This window comes from Burkholderia sp. BCC0506 (genome assembly GCF_902833145.1).
GTDB lineage: Bacteria > Pseudomonadota > Gammaproteobacteria > Burkholderiales > Burkholderiaceae > Burkholderia.
This window is the reverse complement of the sequence record NZ_CADFEN010000015.1, coordinates 1-22,875: the sequence shown is the minus strand read 5'-3', so window position 1 is coordinate 22,875 and position 22,875 is coordinate 1. Positions and strand designations below refer to the sequence as shown.

Annotated in this window: 19 protein-coding genes; 1 reads left to right on the top strand and 18 read right to left on the bottom strand. The window is 66.6% G+C overall.

All coding sequences use genetic code 11. The annotated features are described in order from the left end of the window. Positions 1-49: 49 nt before the first annotated feature. The 15 genes from ftsA to coq7 form a co-directional block, all read right to left on the bottom strand. Entirely contained in the window at positions 50-1,282 is a 1,233-nt protein-coding gene (gene ftsA, locus HWX62_RS28560) for a cell division protein FtsA (protein ID WP_006487138.1), read from the bottom strand. A 26-nt stretch (positions 1,283-1,308) separates the two neighbouring features. Further along, entirely contained in the window at positions 1,309-2,061 is a 753-nt protein-coding gene (locus tag HWX62_RS28555; protein WP_175927565.1) for a cell division protein FtsQ/DivIB, read from the bottom strand. Between the two features lie 19 nt (positions 2,062-2,080). Further along, positions 2,081-3,022: a D-alanine--D-alanine ligase gene (locus tag HWX62_RS28550; RefSeq protein WP_175927564.1), complete on the bottom strand. Its 942-nt coding sequence runs from the start codon at positions 3,020-3,022 to the stop codon at positions 2,081-2,083. A 1-nt stretch (position 3,023) separates the two neighbouring features. After that, a complete protein-coding gene (gene murC / locus HWX62_RS28545; RefSeq protein WP_175927563.1) occupies positions 3,024-4,421 on the bottom strand; it encodes a UDP-N-acetylmuramate--L-alanine ligase in 1,398 nt (465 codons plus the stop codon). Then, positions 4,418-5,521: an undecaprenyldiphospho-muramoylpentapeptide beta-N-acetylglucosaminyltransferase gene (gene murG, locus HWX62_RS28540; RefSeq protein WP_175927562.1), complete on the bottom strand. Its 1,104-nt coding sequence runs from the start codon at positions 5,519-5,521 to the stop codon at positions 4,418-4,420. Before murG ends, murC begins: the two co-directional genes overlap by 4 nt. Continuing rightward, positions 5,518-6,801 (bottom strand): putative lipid II flippase FtsW, encoded by a 1,284-nt coding sequence (gene ftsW / locus HWX62_RS28535; RefSeq protein ID WP_059500900.1) that lies wholly within the window; start codon positions 6,799-6,801, stop codon positions 5,518-5,520. The genes murG and ftsW overlap by 4 nt, the downstream gene beginning before the upstream one ends. After that, positions 6,798-8,312 carry a UDP-N-acetylmuramoyl-L-alanine--D-glutamate ligase gene (gene murD / locus HWX62_RS28530; protein ID WP_175927561.1) on the bottom strand — a complete coding sequence of 505 codons (1,515 nt, stop codon included), beginning with the start codon at positions 8,310-8,312 and terminating at the stop codon, positions 6,798-6,800. The genes ftsW and murD overlap by 4 nt, the downstream gene beginning before the upstream one ends. 28 nt (positions 8,313-8,340) lie before the next feature. Further along, positions 8,341-9,510 carry a phospho-N-acetylmuramoyl-pentapeptide-transferase gene (gene mraY / locus HWX62_RS28525; protein ID WP_006477019.1) on the bottom strand — a complete coding sequence of 390 codons (1,170 nt, stop codon included), beginning with the start codon at positions 9,508-9,510 and terminating at the stop codon, positions 8,341-8,343. A gap of 16 nt (positions 9,511-9,526) precedes the next feature. Then, positions 9,527-10,933: a UDP-N-acetylmuramoyl-tripeptide--D-alanyl-D-alanine ligase gene (murF, locus tag HWX62_RS28520; protein WP_175927560.1), complete on the bottom strand. Its 1,407-nt coding sequence runs from the start codon at positions 10,931-10,933 to the stop codon at positions 9,527-9,529. Then, positions 10,930-12,468: a UDP-N-acetylmuramoyl-L-alanyl-D-glutamate--2,6-diaminopimelate ligase gene (locus HWX62_RS28515; RefSeq protein ID WP_175927559.1), complete on the bottom strand. Its 1,539-nt coding sequence runs from the start codon at positions 12,466-12,468 to the stop codon at positions 10,930-10,932. The genes murF and HWX62_RS28515 overlap by 4 nt, the downstream gene beginning before the upstream one ends. Further along, positions 12,465-14,312, bottom strand: coding sequence for a penicillin-binding protein 2 (locus HWX62_RS28510; RefSeq protein WP_175927558.1), 1,848 nt, complete (start codon positions 14,310-14,312; stop codon positions 12,465-12,467). The genes HWX62_RS28515 and HWX62_RS28510 overlap by 4 nt, the downstream gene beginning before the upstream one ends. Beyond that, positions 14,309-14,650, bottom strand: coding sequence for a cell division protein FtsL (gene ftsL, locus HWX62_RS28505; protein WP_175927557.1), 342 nt, complete (start codon positions 14,648-14,650; stop codon positions 14,309-14,311). The genes HWX62_RS28510 and ftsL overlap by 4 nt, the downstream gene beginning before the upstream one ends. Next, positions 14,647-15,588 (bottom strand): 16S rRNA (cytosine(1402)-N(4))-methyltransferase RsmH, encoded by a 942-nt coding sequence (gene rsmH, locus HWX62_RS28500; protein WP_175927556.1) that lies wholly within the window; start codon positions 15,586-15,588, stop codon positions 14,647-14,649. The genes ftsL and rsmH overlap by 4 nt, the downstream gene beginning before the upstream one ends. Before the next feature lie 23 nt (positions 15,589-15,611). Then, the gene (mraZ, locus tag HWX62_RS28495; RefSeq protein WP_006487094.1) at positions 15,612-16,040 is read right to left on the bottom strand and encodes a division/cell wall cluster transcriptional repressor MraZ; all 429 of its coding nucleotides are present in this window, start codon (positions 16,038-16,040) and stop codon (positions 15,612-15,614) included. A 385-nt stretch (positions 16,041-16,425) separates the two neighbouring features. After that, a complete protein-coding gene (gene coq7 / locus HWX62_RS28490; RefSeq protein ID WP_175933333.1) occupies positions 16,426-17,052 on the bottom strand; it encodes a 2-polyprenyl-3-methyl-6-methoxy-1,4-benzoquinone monooxygenase in 627 nt (208 codons plus the stop codon). A 276-nt stretch (positions 17,053-17,328) separates the two neighbouring features. On the opposite strand from coq7, the gene HWX62_RS28485 reads away from it, so the two are divergent. Further along, entirely contained in the window at positions 17,329-18,480 is a 1,152-nt protein-coding gene (locus HWX62_RS28485; protein ID WP_175933334.1) for a porin, read from the top strand. Here the strand turns inward: HWX62_RS28485 and HWX62_RS28480 are convergent. The 3 genes from HWX62_RS28480 to HWX62_RS28470 form a co-directional block, all read right to left on the bottom strand. Then, the gene (locus tag HWX62_RS28480; RefSeq protein ID WP_175933335.1) at positions 18,477-18,680 is read right to left on the bottom strand and encodes a hypothetical protein; all 204 of its coding nucleotides are present in this window, start codon (positions 18,678-18,680) and stop codon (positions 18,477-18,479) included. The genes HWX62_RS28485 and HWX62_RS28480 overlap by 4 nt on opposite strands. Positions 18,681-18,687: 7 nt before the next feature. Next, positions 18,688-20,361 (bottom strand): long-chain fatty acid--CoA ligase, encoded by a 1,674-nt coding sequence (locus HWX62_RS28475; RefSeq protein ID WP_175933336.1) that lies wholly within the window; start codon positions 20,359-20,361, stop codon positions 18,688-18,690. Positions 20,362-20,498: 137 nt separating this feature from the next. Further along, entirely contained in the window at positions 20,499-22,574 is a 2,076-nt protein-coding gene (locus tag HWX62_RS28470) for a molybdopterin oxidoreductase family protein (RefSeq protein ID WP_175985297.1), read from the bottom strand. Positions 22,575-22,875 lie beyond the last annotated feature (301 nt).

Genomic DNA, 22,875 nt, shown 5'->3' with positions numbered 1-22,875 from the left:
CGCGCGCCAGCCGCCGGCACCAGCGCGAATTTCGATTCGATGCGATTCGTCAGAAGTTGCTCAGGAACCATTCCTTCATCCGCGAGAACACCTGCCCCGCGTTGCCGGACTGCACGGCGACCTTGCGGCCGCGCATGCGCTGCGCACTGCCTTCGACGAGCAGCCCCATCGCCGTCGAGTAGCGCGGATTGCGCACGACGTCGGAGAGGCCGCCTGCATATTCCGGCGCGCCGATGCGCACCGGTTTCAGGAAAATGTCTTCGCCGAGCTCGACCATGCCCGGCATCATCGACGCGCCGCCGGTAATGACCACGCCGGAGCTCAGGAGTTCTTCGTAACCCGACTCGCGCACGACCTGTTGCACGAGCGAGAACAGTTCCTCGACGCGCGGCTCGATCACGGCCGCGAGCGCCTGGCGCGACAGCGTGCGCGGGCCGCGTTCGCCGAGGCCCGGCACTTCCACCATTTCGTCCGGATCGGCGAGCGCCTGCTTCGCGATCCCGTAGCCGACCTTGATGTCTTCCGCATCCGGCGTCGGCGTGCGCAGCGCCATCGCGATGTCGCTCGTGATCTGGTCGCCGGCGATCGGAATCACCGCCGTGTGGCGGATCGCGCCTTCGGCGAAGATCGCGATGTCCGTCGTGCCGCCGCCGATGTCGACCAGCACCACGCCGAGATCCTTCTCGTCTTCCGTCAGCACCGCCAGCGACGACGCGAGCGGCTGCAGGATCAGGTCGTTCACTTCCAGCCCGCAGCGGCGCACGCACTTGACGATGTTCTGCGCGGCGCTCACCGCGCCCGTCACGATGTGCACCTTCACTTCCAGCCGGATGCCGCTCATCCCGATCGGCTCGCGCACGTCTTCCTGGCCGTCGATGATGAATTCCTGCGTGAGGATGTGCAGCACCTGCTGGTCGGTCGGGATGTTGATCGCCTTCGCGGTCTCGATCACGCGCGCGACGTCCGTCTGCGTGACTTCCTTGTCCTTGATCGCGACCATCCCGCTCGAGTTGAAGCTGCGGATGTGGCTGCCCGCGATCCCCGTGAACACGTTGGTGATCTTGCAGTCGGCCATCAGCTCGGCTTCCTCGAGCGCGCGCTGGATCGACTGCACGGTGGCCTCGATGTTGACCACCACACCTTTCTTCAGACCCTTCGACTCGCTCTGGCCGAGACCGATCACCTCGTAGTGGCCCTCGCCCTTCAGCTCGGCGACGATGGCCACCACCTTCGACGTGCCGATGTCGAGGGAAACCAGCAGATCCTTGTAGTCTTTGCTCATAAAGTGCTCTTGCGTGTGATCTCTCGTTACTTCTTGCGCTTGTCGGTATCGGTCAGGAACCGCATGCCCGCCGCGCGAATCGCGAATCCGTTCGGATAACGCAGATCCGCGTACTCGATGTCGTTGCCCCAACGCTCCGTGACGGCCGGCCACGCGGCCACCAGGCGCTGGCTCCGGTCATGCAGCGTGTCGCTGTTGCGCTCCTTGCCCAGCTCCACCTGCATGCCGTTCGACAGCTTCACCGTCCACGCGTACCGCGCCGACAGCGTCACTTCTTCCGGCGCCGCCTTCAGCGGCGCAAACCATTTCCCGAAGTCGCGATACCGCATGACGACTTCCTTCGCACTGCCTTCCGGGCCGTCGAACGCCGGCAGTTCCTGCTCCAGCTCGCCCTGGTTCGCGGTGAACAGCTCGCCGTCGACGCTCACCAGCTGATCGCTGCCCCAGGTCCCGAGCGGTTTGTACTCCTCGAGCGTGACAGCCAGCGCATTCGGCCACACGCGGCGCACGCTCGCGTGACGCACCCACGGCATCTGCTCGAACGCGGCGCGCGCCGCATCGAGATCGACCGTGAAGAAATTGCCCTTCAGCCGGCCGACCACGCCGGCGCGCACCGTCGGCGAATTGATGTGCTCGGTGTCGCCGTCGATCCGGATTTCCCGCAGCGCGAACGTCGGGCGCTGGATCAGCCAGTAGCAGCCGGCCGCCGCCAACACGAGCAGCAGCAGCGCGTACAGCGCGCTGGCGGCAAGGTTGAGTTGGCGAACGTTGTTCCACATACGTCGTTCCGTTCCTGCGTCAGTCGTTGAGCGTGAGCGACAGCACCTTCACGACCAGCTCCGAATAGCCGATGCCGACCGCGCGCGCCGCCTTCGGCGGCAGCGAGTGGTCGGTCATTCCGGGGGCCGTGTTCACTTCCAGGAAATACGCATTGCCTGCCGCGTCGAGCATGAAATCCGCGCGGCCCCAGTCGGTGCAGCCGAGCACGTCGAACGCGCGGCGCGCGATGCGCTTCAGTTCCGCTTCCTGTTCCGCCGGCAGGCCGCACGGGATCAGGTACTGCGTATCGTCGGCGACGTACTTCGCGTGGTAGTCGTAGAACTCGCCCGCCGGCACGATCTTGATCAGCGGCAGGTCGAGATCGCCGGCGATGCACGCGGTGTATTCGCCGCCGCCTTCGATGCTCTTCTCGACGATCACGATCTTGTCGTGCGTCGCGGCTTCCGACAGTGCGGCGGGCAACGCGTCGGCCGTCTTCACCTTCAGCACCGCGACGCTCGAGCCTTCGCTCGCCGGCTTCACGAACAACGGCAGACCGAGCTTCGCGACGATGTCCGTCGCACGCGCCGCGTAGTCGTCGCCGCGCATCACCGTTTCGAACGGCGGCGTCGGCACGCCCGTCTGCTGCCACACGAGCTTCGTGCGGAACTTGTCGAGGCCGAGCGCCGACCCGAGCACGCCGCTGCCCGTATAGCGAATGCCGTAGAAATCGAGCGCGCCCTGGATCTGGCCGTTCTCGCCGTAGCCGCCGTGCAGCGCGTTGAATGCGCGCACGAAGCCTTCGTCCTTCAGCGCCGACAACGGCCGCTCGGCCGGGTCGAACGGATGCGCGTCGACGCCTGCGTCACGCAGGCCCTGCAGCACGAGGCGGCCCGAGGTGAGCGACACCTCGCGCTCGGCCGATTCGCCGCCGAACAACACTGCCACCTTGCCGAAACGTTTCGGATCGATCCCGCTCATGTCATGCCTTCTGTTGAATGTGTTGCACGAGCTTCGCCGGCACGCCGCCGATCGAACCCGCACCCATCGTGATCACCACGTCGCCGTTCTGCGCGACCTTCGCCAATGCGTCCGGCACGTCGTCGACCGTCGCGACGAACACCGGGTCGACCTTCCCCGCCGCGCGCAGCGCGCGCGACAACGCGTCGCCGCTGGCCGTCGGGATCGCGGCCTCGCCGGCCGCGTAGACTTCCGTCAGCACCAGCGCATCGACCGTCGACAGCACGTTGACGAAATCGTCGAAGCAGTCGCGCGTGCGCGTGTAGCGGTGCGGCTGGAACGCCAGCACGAGCCGGCGGCCCGGGAATGCGCCGCGCGCGGCCGCGATCGTCGCCGCCATCTCGACCGGGTGATGACCGTAGTCGTCGATCAGCGTGTACTGGCCGCCGTCCGCGCTCGGCACTTCGCCGTAACGCTGGAAACGCCGGCCGACGCCGTTGAATTCCGCCAGCGCCTGCTGGATCGCGTCGTCCGACACGCCGAGATCGGTCGCGATCGCGATCGCCGCGAGCGCGTTCTGCACGTTGTGCAGGCCCGGCAGGTTCAGCACCACCGCGAGCGGCGCGCGACCTTCGCGGATCACCGTGAAATGCATCCGGCCGTCGCGCGCGTCGATGTCTTCCGCGCGCACCTGCGCGTCCGGCGACAGGCCGTAGCGCACCACCGGCTTCGAAATGAACGGGATGATCTGCCGCACGTTCGGATCGTCGACGCACACGACCGCGCTGCCGTAGAACGGCAGGCGCTGCGTGAATTCGATGAACGCCTGCTTGAGCCGCGCGAAATCGTGGCCGTAGGTGTCCATGTGGTCGGCGTCGATGTTCGTGATGACCTCGATCACCGGATACAGGTTCAGGAACGACGCATCCGACTCGTCGGCCTCGGCGACGATGAAGTCGCCCGTGCCGAGCCGTGCGTTCGCGCCGGCGCTGATCAGCCGGCCGCCGATCACGAAGGTCGGATCCAGCCCGCCCGCCGCGAGCACGCTCGCGACGAGGCTCGTCGTCGTGGTCTTGCCGTGCGTGCCGGCGATCGCGATGCCCTGCTTCAGGCGCATCAGTTCGGCCAGCATCACCGCGCGCTGCACGATCGGCACGCGCTTTGCGCGCGCGGCCAGTACTTCCGGGTTGTCCGAGCGCACGGCCGTCGACACGACGACCGCGTTCGCGCCCTCGATGTTCGCCGCGTCGTGGCCGATCGCGACCCGCGCGCCCAGCGCCTCGAGGCGATCGGTCACCGCGTTGCGCGACAGGTCCGAGCCGCTGACCGCGTAGCCGAGGTTGACGAGCACTTCGGCGATGCCGCTCATGCCCGCGCCGCCGATCCCGACGAAATGAATGTGTTTGACGATGTGTTTCATTGCAGTATTTCCAGGTTCGCGCCGGCCGCCTTCGCGCAGACGCGCGCGACTTCGTCGGTGGCCTCGGGCTTCGCGAGCGCGCGCGAACGTTCCGCCATGTCCGCGAGCGATGCCCGCGACTGGCCGCGCAGCCAGTCGGCGAGCAGTTCCGCCGACAGGTCGCGTTGTTGCACCAGCACGGCCGCGCCCGCGTCGGCGAGGAACGCGGCGTTGGTCGTCTGGTGATCGTCGACCGCGTACGGGAACGGCACGAACAGCGCCGCCACGCCCACCGCCGCGATCTCCGACACCGTCATCGCGCCCGACCGGCAGATCACCAGATCGGCCGCCGCATACGCGGCCGCCATGTCGTCGATGAACGGCACGAGCCGCACGTCTTCGCCGGCCGCGAAACCGGCCGCTTCGTAATTCGCCTTCAGTGCATCGATGTGCTTCACGCCGGCCTGGTGCACGACGCGCGGGCGCTCGCCCGGCGCCAGCAGCGCCAGCGCGCGCGGCACGACCTCGTTCAGCGCGGCCGCCCCGAGGCTGCCGCCGACGACCAGCACGTTCAGCGGGCCGCTGCGCGACGCGTAGCGTGCGTGGGGCGGTTCGGTGTGCGCGAGTTCCGCGCGAATCGGATTACCCGTCCATTGCGCATGCGGCAGCGCGCCGGGGAACGCGACGAGCACGCGCTTCGCGAGTTTCGCGAGCACCTTGTTCGTCAAGCCCGCGATCGAATTCTGCTCGTGCAGCACGAGCGGACGCCCCGACAGCGCGGTCATCACGCCCGCCGGGAACGTGATGTAGCCGCCCATCCCGAGCACGACGTCCGGCCGCACGCGGCGCAGCGCGCCGAGGCTCTGCCAGCATGCGCGCAGCAGGTTGACCGGCAGGGTCAGCTTGGCCTTCAGGCCCTTGCCGCGCAGCCCGCCGAAGCGCACGTACTCCATCGGAATGCCGTGCTTCGGCACGAGCGTCGCTTCCATCCCGGCCGGATTGCCGAGCCATACGACGCGCCAGCCCGCCGCTTCCATCCGGTGCGCGACCGCGAGCCCCGGGAACACGTGGCCCCCGGTGCCGCCTGCCATCACCATCAGCGTGCGTTGCGACGCGGTCATACCTTCCCCCCGCGCATCAGCACCCGGTTCTCGTAGTCGACCCGCAGCAGCACCGCGAGCGCGACGCAGTTCAGCAGGATGCCGGACCCGCCGTAGCTCACGAGCGGCAGCGTCAGGCCCTTGGTCGGCAAGAGGCCGAGGTTCACGCCCATGTTGATGAACGTCTGCGCCCCGAACCAGATGCCGATGCCTTTCGCCATCAGGCCCGCGAACGTGCGATCGAGCGCGAGCGCCTGGCGGCCGATCTCGAACGCACGACGCACGATCCAGTAGAACAGCAGGATCACGACCAGCACGCCAACGAAGCCGAGCTCCTCGCCGATCACCGCGAGGATGAAGTCGGTATGCGCTTCGGGCAGGTAGTTCAGCTTCTCGACGCTGCCGCCGAGGCCGACGCCGAACCACTCGCCGCGGCCGAACGCGATCAGCGAGTGCGTGAGCTGGTAGGCTTTGCCCTGCGCGTAACGCTCGTCCCACGGATCGAGATACGCGAAGATCCGCTCGCGACGCCACGGCGACAGCCACACGAGCATCGTGAAGGTGCCGACCGCCGTCGCGACGAGGCCGCCGAACAGCTTGCCGTTCACGCCGCCGAGGAACAGCACGCCCATCGCGATCGCGGCGACCACCATGAACGCGCCCATGTCGGGCTCGAGCAACAGCAGCGCGCCGACCAGGCCGACCGCGAACGCCATCGGCAGGAAGCCCTTCGCGAAGCTCTGCATGTATTCCTGCTTGCGCACCGTGTAGTTCGCCGCGTAGATCGTCACCGCGAGCTTCATGATTTCCGACGGCTGCATGTTGGTGATGCCGAGCGGAATCCAGCGGCGCGCACCGTTCACGCCCTTGCCGACGTGCGGGATCAGCACGATCACGAGGCCGACGAGCGCGATCAGGAAAAGATGCGGCGCGTACTTGTCCCAGGTCGACACCGGCACGCGGAACGCGATCACCGCCGCGACGAACGCGACGGCGAGCGACACGCAGTGGCGCATCAGGAACGCGTAGTCGTGATACGACGCGTATTTCGGCGAATCGGGCATCGCGATCGACGCCGAATACACCATCACGACGCCGAGCCCGAGCAGCGCGATCGCGACCCACAGCAGCGAATAGTCGAAATCGAGCATCCGCGAACGGCTCGGGCGCACGCCGTTGACGACGCTCGCGAGGCCGCCCGTCGCGGCGCGCGTGGCCGACGCGACGCGGCCGCCCGCGGCATTGCCGCCGGTGTCGCGCCGGTCGTTGAAACGGGAGACGAGGCGATCGGACCAGCTCATGGCGTCGCTCCTTTGCCGAGGGCGATTGCGTCGACCGCCGCGCGGAACACCTCCGCGCGATGGGCGTAATTTCTGAACATGTCGAGGCTCGCGCACGCGGGCGACAGCAGCACCGCGTCACCCGGCTCGGCCAGCTCGGCCGCCGCGCGCACCGCGCCTTCGAGCGTCGTGTGGTCGGCGAGCGGCACGCCCGTTTCGGCGAGCGTGTCGCGGATCACCGGCGCGTCGCGGCCGATCAGCATCACCGCGCGGCACCAACGCGCGACCGGCGCGACCAGCGGCGCGAAATCCTGCCCCTTGCCGTCGCCGCCCGCGATCAGCACGATCTTCTGCGCGAGCCCGTCGAGCGCGGCCACCGTCGCGCCGACGTTCGTGCCCTTGCTGTCGTCCACATAGTCGACGTCGTCGATCGTCGCGATCACCTCGACGCGGTGCGCTTCGCCGCGATATTCGCGCAGTGCGTGCAGCAGCGGCGCGGCGGCCAAGTCGATCGCGCGGGCGAGCGCGAACGCGGCCAGCGCGTTCGCCGCGTTGTGCAGCCCGCGGATGCGCAGCGCGTCGGCCGGCATCAGGCGCTTCTGCGCGATGTCGGGCGTATGCGCGGCGTCGCGCTTGCGCCGGCGCGTCATCGTCGCCCCTTCATCCGGCGCGTCGCGATCGACCGCTTCCACCAGCCACGCGATGCCGTTGTCGCGCGACAGCCCGTAGTCGCCGTCCTGCGTCGGTTCGTTCAGGCCGAACGTGACCGTACGCGGCGCGTCGGCTGCGCCCGCTGCCGGCGCGAACTTCATCACGGCCGCGTCGTCGCGGTTCAGCACGCGCGTCGTCGTCGCGCCGAAGATCCGGCCCTTTGCCTGCGCGTACGCGTCGAAGCTGCCGTGCCAGTCGAGGTGGTCCTGCGTGATGTTGAGGATCGCGGCCGCATCGGGTGCAAACGTGCGCGCGGTCTCGAGCTGGAAGCTCGACAGTTCGAGCACCCATACGTCGGGCAGCGCGGTGTCGTCGATCGCGCTCGCGAGCCGGTCGAGCATCGCCGGGCTGATGTTGCCCGCGACGGCGACCTTCTTGCCCGCGCGCTGGCACAGCAGGCCCGTGAGGCTCGTCGTCGTGGTCTTGCCGTTGGTGCCGGTAATCGCGAGCACCTTCGGCTGGTAGCCGCTCGTGCCGAGCGCGCGCAGCGCCTGCGCGAAGAATTCCAGCTCGCCCCACACCGCGACCCCGCGCTCGTTCGCGGCCGCGAGCAGCGCGGCGAGTGCCGGTTCGAGCGGCGACAGGCCGGGGCTCAGCCCGACGATCTCGACGCCGCCGTCGAGCAGCGCGGGCGTGAACGCCCCGCCGACGAATTCCGCATCGATGCCTTCGGCCTGCAGCGCGGCAAGGTTCGGCGGCGCCTCGCGGGTATCGGCAATGCGCAGCCGGCACCCGTGCCTCGCGCACCATCGCGCGATCGCGAGACCCGATTCCCCGAGCCCCAGTACGAGCACCATCGGCCGTTGCCGATCTCCAAACATCTCGCCAGACATCCTTGTTACCTTTCCTTTACCGCAGCTTGAGGGTGGTCAGACCGAACAGGCACAGCATCAGCGTGATGATCCAGAAACGCACGACCACCTGCGTTTCCTTCCAGCCGGACAATTCGAAATGGTGATGCAGCGGCGCCATCTTCAGCAGGCGCCGCCCTTCGCCGTAACGCTTCTTCGTGTACTTGAACCACGACACCTGCAGCATCACCGACAGCGTTTCCGCGACGAAGATGCCGCCCATGATGAACAGCACGATTTCCTGGCGCACGATCACCGCGACCGTGCCGAGCGCGCCGCCCAGCGCCAGCGCGCCGACGTCGCCCATGAACACCTGCGCGGGGTGCGTGTTGTACCAGAGGAACGCGAGCCCGGCGCCGCCCATCGCGGAACAGAAGATCAGCAGCTCGCCCGCGCCCGGGATGTGCGGGAACAGCAGGTATTTCGAATAGACCGCGCTGCCCATCACGTACGCGAACACGCCGAGCGACGCGCCGACCAGCACGACCGGCATGATCACGAGGCCGTCGAGCCCGTCGGTCAGGTTCACCGCGTTGCTCGCGCCGACGATCACGAAGTAGGTCAGCACGATGAAGCCCCACACGCCGAGCGGATAGCTGATCGACTTCAGGAACGGCAGCATCAGGTCGGCGCGCGCCGGCAGCCCCATCGACAGGCCGCTCCGCACCCATGCCATGAACAGGTCGAACACGCGCACGTTGTTCGCCTCGGACACGCTGAACGCGAGGTAGACGGCCGCGAACAGCCCGATCACCGATTGCCAGAAATACTTCTCGCGCGACGACATCCCGCGCGGGTCCTTGTGGACGACCTTGCGGTAGTCGTCGACCCAGCCGATCACGCCGAAACCGAACGTGACGAGCATCACGATCCAGATGAAACGGTTCGTCAGGTCGCCCCACAGCAGCGTCGCGACCGCGATGCCGATCAGGATCAGCACGCCGCCCATCGTCGGCGTGCCGGACTTGACGAGGTGGGTCTGCGGGCCGTCCTTGCGCACGGCCTGCCCGACCTTCATTTGCGTCAGCTTGCGGATCACCCACGGTCCGCACACGAGCCCGATCCCGAGCGCGGTGATGGTAGCCATCACCGCACGGAACGTGAGGTACGTGAACAAGCGCAAAAAGCTTGCGTCTCCTTGCAGCCATTGCGCCAGCGCCAGCAGCATGCTTCCTTCCTTCTACTCAGTGTGCGGCGGGCACGGTGCCCGCCGCGGGTTGGTTCGTCAGCGCGTCGACCACGCGCTCCATCTTCATGTACCGCGAGCCCTTCACGAGCACCGTCGCCTGCGCGCCGTAACCGGCCGCGAGCAGCGTCTCTACGAGCGCGCCCACGTCGCCGAAATGGCGAGCCGTATCGCCGTATGCGGCGCACGCGTCGCGCGATGCATCGCCGAGCGCGAACAGCGCGTCGATTCCGCGTTCGCGCGCATACGCGCCGATCTCGCGGTGGAACGCCGGCCCTTCGTCGCCGACTTCGCCCATGTCGCCGATCACCAGCACGCGCGGCGCCGGATGCGCGGCGAGCACGTCGATCGCGGCACGCATCGAATCGGGGTTCGCGTTGTACGTATCGTCGACGACCGTTGCGCCCGCGAGGCTGCCGACGCTCGCCTGCTTCACCTGCAGCCTGCCCTTGACCGGCTCGAACGATTCGAGACCCTGCCGGATCGCCGACAGCGCGACGCCGGCGCCGAGCGCGGCGGCCGTCGCGGCCAGCGCGTTGCGCGCATTGTGCTCGCCGAGCGCGCGCAGCCGCACCGTGACGGCGCCGACCGGCGTGTCGATCGCGAGCTCGCCGCCGTGCAGGTGACCGACGACCTGCGCGTCGTTCTGCCGTTCGGCGTCGTGCAGCGCGAAATCGAGGATCCGGTTGCCGGTCGCCGCGACGCGCCAGATGCTTGCGTACGCGTCGTCGGCCGGGAACACCGCGACGCCGTCCGGCGGCAGCGCGTGAATCACGGCCGCGTGTTCGAGCGCGACCGCTTCGACCGTCGCCATGAATTCCTGGTGCTCGCGCTGCGCGTTGTTGACGAGCGCGACCGTCGGCGCGGCGAGGCGCGCGAGGACTTCGGTCTCGCCCGGATGATTCATGCCGATCTCGATCACCGCGAGACGATGCGCGGCCGACAGGCGCAGCAGCGTCAGCGGCAGGCCGACATCGTTGTTCAGGTTGCCGGCCGTCGCGAGCCGCGCGTCGGCACCGACCGCCGCCGCGAAGATCGACGCGATCATTTCCTTGACGGTCGTCTTGCCGTTGCTGCCCGTCACCGCGACGACCGGCAGCGGGAATCGCATCCGCCAGCCGTGCGCGAGCGCGCCGAGCGCGGCACGCGTTTCGCCGCCTTCGATCATCGGCATCGCGACGCCCGCCGGCGCGTGCGCGACGAGCGCGGCGGCCGCTCCGCGCGCGGCGACGTCGCCCAGGAAGTCGTGCGCGTCGAAGCGCTCGCCCTTCAGCGCGACGAACAGGTCGCCCCGGCCGACCGTGCGGCTGTCGGTCGACACGCGGTCGAACGTGACGCCCGCGTCGCCGTGGACCGTGGCGCCGGGAATCAGGCGGGCGGCTTCGCCGAGGCTGAGCATCGTCATTCGGCACCTCCCTTGCCCTGCGTCGCGCGCGCGGCGAGCGCAAGCCGCGCGTGATCCTGGTCGGAGAACGCGCGTTTCTTGCCCATGATTTCCTGCGTGGCCTCATGGCCCTTGCCGGCCAGCACGACGACGTCCTCGCGCGCGGCGCCGCGCACGGCCTGCAGGATTGCGCTCGCGCGATCCTCGATACGGCGTGCGCGATCGGGGGCGGTCATGCCCGCGACGACCTGGTCGATGATGTGCTGCGGATCCTCGCTGCGCGGGTTGTCGCTGGTGACGACGACTTCGTCGGCGAGCCGCTCCGCGATCGCGCCCATCAGCGGGCGCTTCGTCGCATCGCGATCGCCGCCGCAGCCGAACATGCAGATCAGCCGGCCGCCGCGCGCCGCGGCGATCGGGCGCAGCGCGTCGAGCGTCTTCTCGAGCGCGTCGGGCGTATGCGCGTAGTCGATCACGACGAGCGGTTCGTCGTTCTGCAGCCGGCCGCCGAGCCGCTGCATCCGGCCGTTGACCGACTCGAGCCGCCCGATCTCGGCGAGGGCTGCGTCGAACGGCACGTCGGCCGCGAGCAGCGAGCCGAGCACGGCGAGCAGATTGCTGACGTTGAACGTGCCGAGCGTGCCGACCTCGACGTCCGCGTCGCCCCACGACGAACGCAGGTGGAATGCGGTACCCGTCGCGGTGGCGCGCACGTCGAGCGCGACCAGCTCGCGATCGGCGTCGGGCGCCGGCGCATCGCCGATCCCGTACGCGATCGTGCGTACGCGGCCGGCCAGTTTCTCGAGCAGGCGGCGGCCTGCCGCGTCGTCGCGGTTGATCACCGCCGCGCGCAGGCCGCGCCACGCGAACAGCTTCGCCTTCGCGGCCTCGTACGCGTCGAACGTGCCGTGATAGTCGAGGTGATCCTGCGTGAGGTTCGTAAACACCGCGATGTCGAACGCCGTCCCGTTCACGCGCCCCTGGTGCAGCGCATGCGACGACACTTCCATCGCCACGGCCTGCGCGCCCGCGTCGCGCAATTGCGCGAGGCTGCGCTGCAGTTGCGGCGCGTCGGGCGTCGTGAAGCCGGTCGGCACGAGCTGGCCCGGCATCCCGGTGCCGAGCGTGCCGATCACCGCGCACGGCTGGTGCAGCGCCGTCAGCGCGGCAGCGATCCACTGCGTGCACGACGTCTTGCCGTTCGTGCCCGTGACACCGATCGCGAGCAGGCCGTCGCTCGGATCGCCGTACCAGCCGCTGGCGATCTCGCCGGCAAGCTGGTCGAGCGTCGGCACCGCGAGCGCGACAGGTACGACCGGCGCGTGGGCCAGCCCTTCCGGCTGATACAGCACGGCGGCCGCGCCACGTGCAACGGCGTCGGCCATGAAAGCGCGGTTATCCGCCCCGTCGACCGCATACGCGACGAACACGTCGCCAGCCTCGAGGCTGCGCGTGTCGGCATGCAGTTGCGCCGTGGGGGCCACATGCTGACGCAGCCACGCAAGCGCGGCTGCGATCTGCTGATGCGCCGGATGGGAACTGCGGGCGGCGCTCATCGAACAACTCCTGGTGAATTACGGGTCGTGCTGGATACGATCATATGCTTCGCGCCGCTACCCGTAGCCAGCTTTTGCGGGCCCTTTGCGGCAGGCGATTCCGGCGAATCGTCGGACACGACGAGCTGCTTGATCGGCATGTTCGGCGGGACGTTCAGCGCACGCATCGTGTCGCCGGCGATCGCCGAGAATACGGGGCCCGACACCTGGCCGCCGAAGTGACTGCCCGCCGTCGGCTCGTCGACCGACACCGCGATCACGACGCGCGGATTCGGCATCGGCGCCATCCCGACGAACGATGCGCGGTACTTGCGCGTGTAGCCGTGACCTTCATGCTTGTACGCGGTACCGCTCTTGCCGCCGACGCGATAGCCCGGCACGGCCGCATCCGGCGACGTGCCGCCCGGCGCGACCACCGTCTCGAGCATCGCGCGGACTTCGCGCGCGGTGGTCGGGTTGAACACCTGCGTGCCGGCGATCGGCTGATTGGGGTCGGTCTTGAAAATGGTCACGGGCATCAGCTCGCCGTCGTGCGCGATGGCCGTATACGCCCGCGCGAGCTGGAACAGCGACACCGACAGGCCGTAGCCGTACGACATCGTCGCCTGCTCGATGCGGCGCCAGCTCTTCCACGGACGCAGGCGGCCGGCCACCGCGCCCGGGAAGCCGACCTTCGGCGCCTGGCCGAGGCCGATGCTCGTATACATATTCCACATTTCCTCGGGCCGCATCGTCATCGCGATCTTCGTCGCGCCGATGTTGCTCGACTTCTGGATCACGCCGCCGACCGTCAGCGTGCCGAACCCTGCGTCGTCGGTGATCGGCGCGCCGTCGAGCACGAAATGCCCGTTGCCCGTCTCGACGAGCGTGTTCGGCGTCACGCGGTGCAGGTCGAGCGCGAGCGAGACCGTAAACGGCTTCATGATCGAGCCCGGCTCGAACACGTCGGTCATGATCCGGTTGCGCAATTGCTCGCCCGTCATGCGCGAGCGGTCGTTCGGGTTGTACGTCGGGTAGTTGACGAGGGCGAGCACTTCGCCGGTACGCACGTCGACGACCATCGCCGCGCCGGCCTTCGCCTTGAACTTCTCGACGGCGGCCTTCAGGTTCGCGTACGCGATGTACTGGATCTTGCTGTCGATCGACAGGTCGACGTCGGTGCCGTTGTGCGGCGGGATCTGCTCGGCGACATCCTCGACGATGTGCCCCATCCGGTCCTTGATCACGCGACGCATGCCCGACGTGCCGGACAACATCTTCTGGTCGCCCAGTTCGACGCCTTCCTGCCCTTCGTCCTCGACGTTCGTGAAGCCGATCAGGTGAGCGGTGATCTCGCCTTCCGGGTAGAAGCGCTTGTATTCGTTGCGCTGATAGATGCCGGGAATGTCGAGCGCGGCGACCTTGTCCGCGACGTCGATCGGCACCTGGCGCTTCACGTAGACGAAGCCCTTGTCTTCCGACAGCTTCACGCGCAGTTCCTTCGACGTCATGCCGAGGAGCTTGCCGAGCTGGTTGATCTTGTCCGCGTCGAGATCGTCCGGCACCGCGTCGGGAATCGCCCAGATCGCGCGCACGGGCAGGCTCGTCGCGAGCACGAGCCCGTTACGGTCGAGGATCTTGCCGCGCGTCGCGGGCAGTTCGATCGTGCGCTGGTAGCGGCTTTCGCCCTGCTTCTGGTAGAACGCGTTGCCGGGCCCCTGAATCCAGAACGCCCGCGCGGCCAGCGCGACGAACGCCATGAACAGCAGGAACACGACGAGCTTCGAGCGCCACATCGGCAGATGCACGCCCAGCACGGGGCTCGACGAGAACTTCACGTTCTGGCGCTTCGGGGACGGCTTCATCGCGCGCCTCCCTTGCCCTTGCCGGCCGCGTCGGCCGACGCCGGAATCGGCGCGTCGACCGCCTTCGCGGCACCCGGCGGCAGCGTCAGGTATTGCGTGCGGCCGGTCGAAATCGGCTGCATTTTCAGCGAATCGTTCGCGAGCTGCTCGATGCGCGACGTCTTCGACAGCGCGCTCTGCTGATATTGAAGCTGCGCGTAGTCCTGCTGGAGCTGACGCTCCTGCGACTGCGCGCGCTGCAGCTGGATGAAGATCTGGCGCTGCTGGTTCGTCGAGTTGACGACCGACAGCGCGCAACCCATCACGATGATCAGCAGGAAGATATTGAGACGGCTCATGGCGTGACGCGCTCCGCAATGCGCATCACGGCCGAGCGGGCGCGCGGATTCGCGGCGACTTCCGCTTCGCTCGGAAACTGGCGGCTGACGATCTTGAGCGGCGGGCTCGGGAGGTCGACGGCGCGGATCGGCAGGCGACGATCGACCGCAGGCGCACTCGCGTGCGCCTGCATGAATCGCTTGACGATCCGGTCCTCGAGTGAATGAAAGCTGATGACCACCAGCCGCCCCCCTTGCTCCAGCAACGACAATGCCGCGTCTAGTACGACTTGCAGGTCCGCAAGCTCTTGATTGACGTGAATCCGTATAGCCTGAAAGGTGCGGGTTGCCGGATCCTTGCCCTTCTCACGGGTTTTGACGACGTGACCCACGATTTGGGCAAGCTCGCCCGTGGTGTCGAGAGGCCCAAGACGGTCGGACTCTGCCCGGCGAGCAACAAGCGCCTTTGCAATCTGAAAAGCAAACCGTTCTTCCCCATAATCCCGTATCACCTCCGTCAATTCCTGCACCGAAGCCCGCGCGAGCCATTCGGCCGCCGACTCGCCGCGCGTCGGATCCATTCGCATGTCCAGCGGACCATCGGCGCGGAAGCTGAAGCCGCGCGCCGGATCGTCCACCTGCGGCGAGGACACGCCCAGGTCCAGCAACACCCCCGACACCTTCTCGACGCCGCGCGCCGCAAGCGCGTCGCGCATCGATGCAAAGCTGTCATGCACGATCGAGAAGCGCGCATCCTCGATGCCCTGCGCCGTCTCGATCGCCCTCGGATCCTTGTCGAACGCGATCAGCCGCCCGGCCGACCCCAGCCGCGCGAGCACCGCGCGGCTGTGGCCGCCGCGCCCGAACGTGCCGTCGACGTACACGCCGTCCGGCCGCGTCACGAGCGACTCGACCGCCTCATCCAACAGCACCGTCCGATGCCGCAGTTCGTTTCCCATCGCGGGCGTCTCCGTCACCGCAATCAGAACGTGAAATTCTTCAGCGCGTCGGGCATACCCTGCGCCATCGCTGCCTGCTCCTTCGCGTTGTAGGTCTGCGAATCCCACAGCTCGAAGTGACTACCCATTCCCAACAACATGACTTCCTTTTCCAGTCCGGCTGCCATGCGCAGCTCGGGCGATACGAGAATCCGGCCCGCGCTGTCGAGATCGACGTCCATCGCATTGCCGAGAAAAATCCGCCGCCACCAGTGCGCGTCCATCGGCAGCGCGGCGATCTTGGCGCGGAACACTTCCCATTCGGGGCGCGGAAACAGCAACAGGCAGCCGTCCGGGTGCTTGGTCACAGTCACCCGTCCTTCTGCCTGTCCTTGCAGCGCTTCCCGATAGCGAGCCGGCACCGACATCCGCCCTTTCGCATCGAGCGTCAGCGCCGACGCCCCTTGGAACACTTTCCGCTCTCCCGTTCAGGGCACCGAAGCACCCGCTCAATGCTGAGAATTTAGCCGGAACGGCCTGCTAAATCACACAAAAATACACTTTCTCACACTGTCTCCCACTTTAGAGGAAGGGTGTGGCACGGTCAAGGGAGCGGCCCGCTTTTTTGACGAATTTTGTTAGTTAGAACAAGGACTTACGCGCACATGCTCATGCGACCCCTCATTCCAAAAACCGTTATAAATGAATGAGCTAGTGCAACTTGTGAAGGTGATACGTGAGAAAGACGGGCCAGACGGGCGTGCGGACGGGGCTTTCGGGGGCGGGAAAACGAGGGGTAAGCGGCGGTATCGGGGCAGCGAACCGGAGCGTGCGTCCCACGCCGCTCCGGCGCAAATCTCAGAGATAGTACGCAGTGCTCGTCATGACTTTCGATGCGGCGCGCATCAGCATCCGCGCGGGCAGCGGCAGCTCGATTCCGCCGGCGTCGGTCGCGGCCTTGCCGTGCTTCACCTCGTCGATCCGCATCTGGTCGACGATCGCGCGCGACGCGGTGTCGGTCGCCGGCAGTTCGGACATATGGCCTTCGAGATGGTTTTCGACCTGCCGTTCCGTCTCGGCCATGAAGCCGAGGCTGACCTTGTCGCCGAGCGTGCCGGCCGCCACGCCGATCGCGAGCGCGCCCGCATACCACAGCGGATTCAGCAGGCTCGGGCGCGAGTCGAGTTCCTTCAGGCGATGCGCGGTCCACGCGAGGTGATCCTCCTCCTCGCGCGCGGCCTCCTCGAACATCGCCTTCGCCGACGCCGAGCGCGCGGTGAGCTTCTGCGCCTGGTAGAGCGCCTGCGCACAGACCTCGCCGACGTGATTCACACGCATCAGGCCGGCCGCATGCGTGCGCTCGGCGGGCGTCAGCTCGACCTCCGGCGCATCGGCCGGCGCGGGCACGGGCCGGCTCATCCGGCTGATGCCGGTCAGCGACCGCAGGCCGCGATCGAATTCGCTGATCAGTTCATCCAACACCATCCTGTTCTCCTGGCTGCAGGTGCCGCTGCACGCGGCAAGGGCACGAGTCCGCTGCGTAACCGACTTGATTATTCAGCGGAAATTGCGGTTAACCCGTGATTTTAACCATTGTTGCATAAAGGAAACATGGCGGCGTTGAGCTGCAGCATTTCGCTTTGTGGCAAAAAACGGCTTTGCTACATTACGTGCGACTTCTTGCGAAGTTGATGGGGCCCATCGACAGAACATAACTATCCGCCCCGCCAAAAAAATTCAGTGATTCTTGGAGATCCGTTAATGAAAAAGTCGCTTCTCGCGCTCGTCGCGCTGGGCGCGTTCGCTGGCGCTGCCCATGCGCAAAGCAGCGTGACGCTTTACGGCATCATCGATGAAGGCTTCATCTTCAACAACAACGCAGGCGGCAAGCACCTGTACGGTCTGTCCAGCGGCGTGATGCAAGGCAGCCGCTTCGGCCTGCGCGGCACCGAAGACCTCGGCGGCGGCCTGAAGGCGATCTTCACCCTCGAAAACGGTTTCGACGTGAACAGCGGCAGGCTCGGCCAGGGCGGCCTGATGTTCGGCCGTCAGGCTTACGTCGGCCTGTCGAGCCCGTACGGTACGGTCACGCTGGGTCGTCAGTACGACTCCGTCGTCGACTTCGTCGGCCCGCTCGAGGCAGGCGACCAGTGGGGCGGCTACATCGCCGCTCACCCGGGCGACCTCGACAACTTCAACAACGCATATCGCGTGACCAACGCGGTCAAGTTCACGAGCCAGAGCTACGGCGGCCTCACGTTCGGCGGCCTGTACAGCTTCGGCGGCCAGGCAGGCCAGTTCTCGAAGAACCAGGTCTGGTCGCTCGGCGCAGGCTACAACAACGGCCCGCTGGTCCTCGGCGTCGGTTACTTGAACGCGCGCACGCCGAACCAGTTCGGCGGCATGTTCAACAACGGCTCCGCGTCGTCGTCGGTCTCGTCGCCGATCTACGGCGCGTACGCGAACAACGCGAACACGTACCAGGTCATCGGTGCAGGCGGCGCGTACACGTTCGGCGCAGCGACGATCGGCGCGACGTACTCGAACACGAAGTTCAAGGGCTTCTCCGCAGGCCCGTTCGTGAACCAGACCGCGACGTTCAACAACGGCGAAATCAACTTCAAGTACCAGTTGACCCCGGCGTTGATCCTCGGCGCGGCGTACGACTACACGCAAGGCAGCAAGATCGACGGCAACTCGGCAGCCAAGTACCACCAGGGCTCGCTGGGCGTCGACTACTTCCTGTCGAAGCGCACCGACGTCTACGTGATCGGCGTGTACCAGCACGCATCGGGCAACGTGCTCGATTCGAACGGCAACATCCTGAAGGCTACGGCGGCGATCAACGGTCTGGCCGGGTCGAGCACCAGCAACCAGGTTGCGGCACGCGTCGGTATCCGTCACAAGTTCTAATCAGCTTGCCTGACAAGCCGCTGCATATTGAAGGCGCCTTCGGGCGCCTTTTTCTTTTCCGGTGCGGCGGCGGGCGCGGCGCCGTCCCCTGCCGCCACGTCGAGACGCAAGCTCGCCGCTTCCCGCACGCTTCCGATCGCCCACCCGCAGCCGCAAATAAAAAACCCGGCACAGGCCGGGCTTTTTTCATTCAAGCGCATCGTGACGTCACGCGCGTCCGTCGCGCAGTTCGCGCCGCAGGATCTTGCCGACGTTCGTCTTCGGCAGCTCCGTCCGGAATTCGACCAGCTTCGGCCGCTTGTATCCGGTGAGCCGCTCCTTGCAGTAGGCAAGGATGTCCTTGTCGGTCAGCGCCGGATCCTTTTTCACGATGAACAGCTTCACGGCTTCGCCGGAATGCTCGTCCGGCACACCGACCGCCGCCACCTCGAACACGCCCGGGTGCGACGCCACCACGTCCTCGACTTCGTTCGGATATACGTTGAAGCCGGACACGAGAATCATGTCCTTCTTCCGATCGACGATCTTCACGTAGCCGCGCGCATCCATCACGCCGACGTCGCCCGTCTTGAAGAAGCCGTCCGCGAACATGACCTTCGCGGTCTCGTCGGGCCGGTTCCAGTAGCCGGCCATCACCTGCGGCCCGCGGATGCAGATCTCGCCGGGCTCGCCGAGCGCGACGTCGTTGCCGGCATCGTCGCGGATCGCGACTTCGGTCGACGGCAGCGGCAGGCCGATCGTGCCGCTGTACTCGGTGGCCGTCACGGGATTGCAGGTCGCCACCGGCGACGTTTCGGACAGCCCGTATCCTTCGATGATCGCGGTATGGGTCTTTTCATACCACCGCTTCGCGACGCCTTCCTGGATCGCCATGCCGCCGCCGTTGGCGATCACGAGCTTCGACAGGTCGAGCTGACCGAATTCGGGATGGTTCAGCAACGCGTTGTACAGCGTGTTGACGGCCGGAATCGTCGAGATCTGGTAGCCCTTCAGCTCCTTGATCATGCCGGCGATGTCGCGCGGGTTCGGAATCAGGATGCCCATGCCGCCCGTGCGCATCGTCAGGAAACCGCAGACGGTCAGCGCGAACACGTGATACAGCGGCAGCGCGACCACCGTCACGAACTGCTCCACGTCCGGGTATTTCTCGTGAGCGGGCTGGTGCCAGGCGCCGGCCTGCAGCACGTTCGACACGATGTTCCGGTGCAGCAGCGTCGCGCCCTTCGCGACGCCGGTCGTGCCGCCCGTGTACTGCAGGAACGCAACGTCGTCCGGGCCGATCTTCTGCGGCTTGAACGCCTGTCGCGCCCCGTCCGACAGCGCAGCCTTGAAGCGCGTGAACGACGGCAACTGCCACGCAGGCACCATCTTCTTCACGTTGCGCACGACGTAATTGACGAGCCACCCTTTGAAGCCCAGCAGGTCGCCCATCGATGCGACGACCACGTGCTTGACGGCCGTATTGCCGATGACGGCCTGCAGCGTCGACGCGAAATTCTCCAGGATGACGATCGCCTCCGCACCGCTGTCCTTCAGCTGATGCTCGAGCTCGCGGGGCGTATAGAGCGGGTTGACGTTGACGACGGTGTAGCCGGCGCGCAGGACCGCGGCGATCGTCACCGGATACTGCAGCACGTTCGGCATCATGATCGCGACGCGCGCTCCGCGCGCCAGGCCACGGGATTGCAGCCATGCGCCGAACTGGCGCGACAGCTTGTCGAGTTCGCCGTACGTGATGCCCTTGCCCATGCAGACGAACGCGGTACGGTCGCGATACTGCCGAAAACTCTCGTCGAGCAGGTCCGGGACGGACGGGTAAGGAGACGCGTCAATTTCGGCTGGAACGCCGGGTGGGTACGATTTCAGCCAAATTTTGTCCATACCGCGCGTCTCCTCACAGATTTTCGAATGGTCGTGCTAAAACGCATCGTAACGACTCCCTCGCCCCGAGACAACAGGGTTAGATGTCCACTTCGAACTTCCATGTCAATTTCGTCTGATCATACGTCGATATTCGATCAAATCCGCTCAACTTCCACAAGACAATCGTAAAACGTCGCCGAATTCCCTAAATCGGTCAGCGCCTGGCTCGTCACTTCGTTCGCGTTCCTGCCGTCCGGCGACAGCTTCTTCCACCAGATCGACAATCCGACGACGAGCCCGGCACGCGCGCGATCGGTGATTCGCGCGCGCGCCTGCATCGAGCCGCGGTCGTTGAAGACGCGGACGACGTCGCCCTCGGCGATGCCGCGCGCGTCGGCATCGGACGGGTGCATGTCGAGGTGCGGCTCGCCTTCGGTCGAACGCAGGCTGTCGACGTTCACGAACGTGCTGTTCAGGAAGTGGCGGGCCGGCGGCGAAATCATCGCCAGCGGATAGCGTGCGGCGAGCTCGGGCGCGGCTTCGGCCGACTCGAACGGCGGCAGGTAGTCGGGGACCGGGTCCAAGCCCATCTGCTCGAGCCGCGGGCTGTAGAACTCGCACTTGCCGGACGGCGTGCGGAAACCGCCATTCGCGAATGGCGCCTCCGGCAGCTTGAGCTTCAGCCACCCGGCCCGCTTCAGCGTGTCCCAGTCGCTGTCGAGCGCCGGGTCGTCCCAGCGAAGCGCCGCGCGCGCGACCTCTTCGTCGCTGTGATGGAGCGCGGGTTCGTCGAGCCCCATGCTGCGCGCGATCCCGCGAAAGATCTCCGTGTTCGGCCGCGCGTCGCCCACCGGCGGAATCGCCGGCAGGTTCGCCATCACGTAGGTATGGCCGTACGACTTGTGGACGTCCAGATGTTCAAGCTGCGTGGTCGCCGGCAATACGATGTCGGCGAAATCGACCGTATCCGTCTTGAAGTGCTCGAGAACGACCGTGAACAAATCGTCGCGTGCGAAGCCCGCGGCCACCTTCGACGAATCGGGCGCGACCGCCACCGGATTCGAGTTGTACACGATCACCGCTTCGATCTTCGGCCCGAACGTCGCGTCGCCCGGATGCAGCAGCGCGTCGCCGATCGCGTTCATGTTGATGATCCGCGGCAACTTGTGCGGCCAGCCCGGCATCAGATCCGGACGCAGCAGCGCCGCCTGGTCTACCGGCGCAGATTCCGACGACGAGAGCAGCAGACCGCCCGCCCGATCGCGCCACGCCCCCGTCAGCGCCGGCAGGCTGGCGATCGCACGCACGGCGTTGCCGCCGCCGCGAACGCGCTGCATCCCGTAGTTGAGGCGAATCGACGCCTTGCGCGTGGCGCCGTAGCGACGTGCAAGATCGACCAGCTCCGACGCGTCGATGCCGCAGATCTGCGCGACGCGGTCGGGCGGATAGGACATCGCGCGCGCCTTGAGCGCGTCAAAGCCGAGCGTATGGTCGGCGATGTAATCGTGATCGAGCAGGTTTTCGGTAATCAACACATGCATCATGCCGAGCGCGAACGCACCATCGGTACCGGGTTTCAGTGCGATGTGCTGATGGCATTTCTCCGCGGTCAGCGAACGATACGGGTCGATCGCGACAAGACGCGCGCCACGGCGCTTCGCTTCCTGCGCGCGGGTCCAGAAATGCAGGCTCGATGCAATCGGATTCGCGCCCCATATCAGAATCAGCTCGCTTTCCTCGAAGTACTCGAGGTGCATGCCGACACTACCGCCGTACGTGTATCGCAGCCCCGCCGCGCCGGCTGCCGCGCATATCGTGCGCTCCAGCCGCGAGGCGCCGAGCTTGTGGAAGAAGCGTTGGGCGATGCCCTCGCCCTGCACGAGCCCCATCGTTCCCGCATAGCTGTACGGCACGATTGCTTCCGGCGCGCGCGCGGCGATTTCACCAAGGCGGCGTCCGATCTCGTCGAATGCCTCGCTCCAGCTGATCGGCGCGAAGCGCCCTTCTCCCTTCGCGCCGACTCGCTTGAGCGGGACAGTAAGGCGATCAGGATGGTGAACGCGATCCGCGTACCGGCTGACTTTCGTGCACAACACGCCCTGCGTCGGAGGATGGTCAGGATCACCCGTGACCTTGATCGCCTTGCCGTCCTCGACGGTCACACGCATTGCGCACGTGTCCGGACAATCATGTGGGCAAACGGCCCGGGCTACCTGGGTGACGGCGTTCATCGTTTTGAATGCAGAGATGGGGGGTTCGCAAATTTTACGTGGACGCGCTGAATAAAGCGTTCATTTCGCAGCGATTTTGGATGATTCGTCTGGAGATGGAGTGCAGTAGGTGACGGTTGCGGCAGGCGGAAAGCTGACCGCACCATCGTGCTTCTGACCTTACCCCGCCGAGTACACCATTCGTAAGTTAGTGGGCTCGCCGGTTTTCGGTTGATGCAATTGCCGGAATTGGTCCGGCGCCAACTGCCCCAAGGCGCTATGCGGGCGCACCGAGTTGTAGTCAGTGCGCCAGGCCTCGATG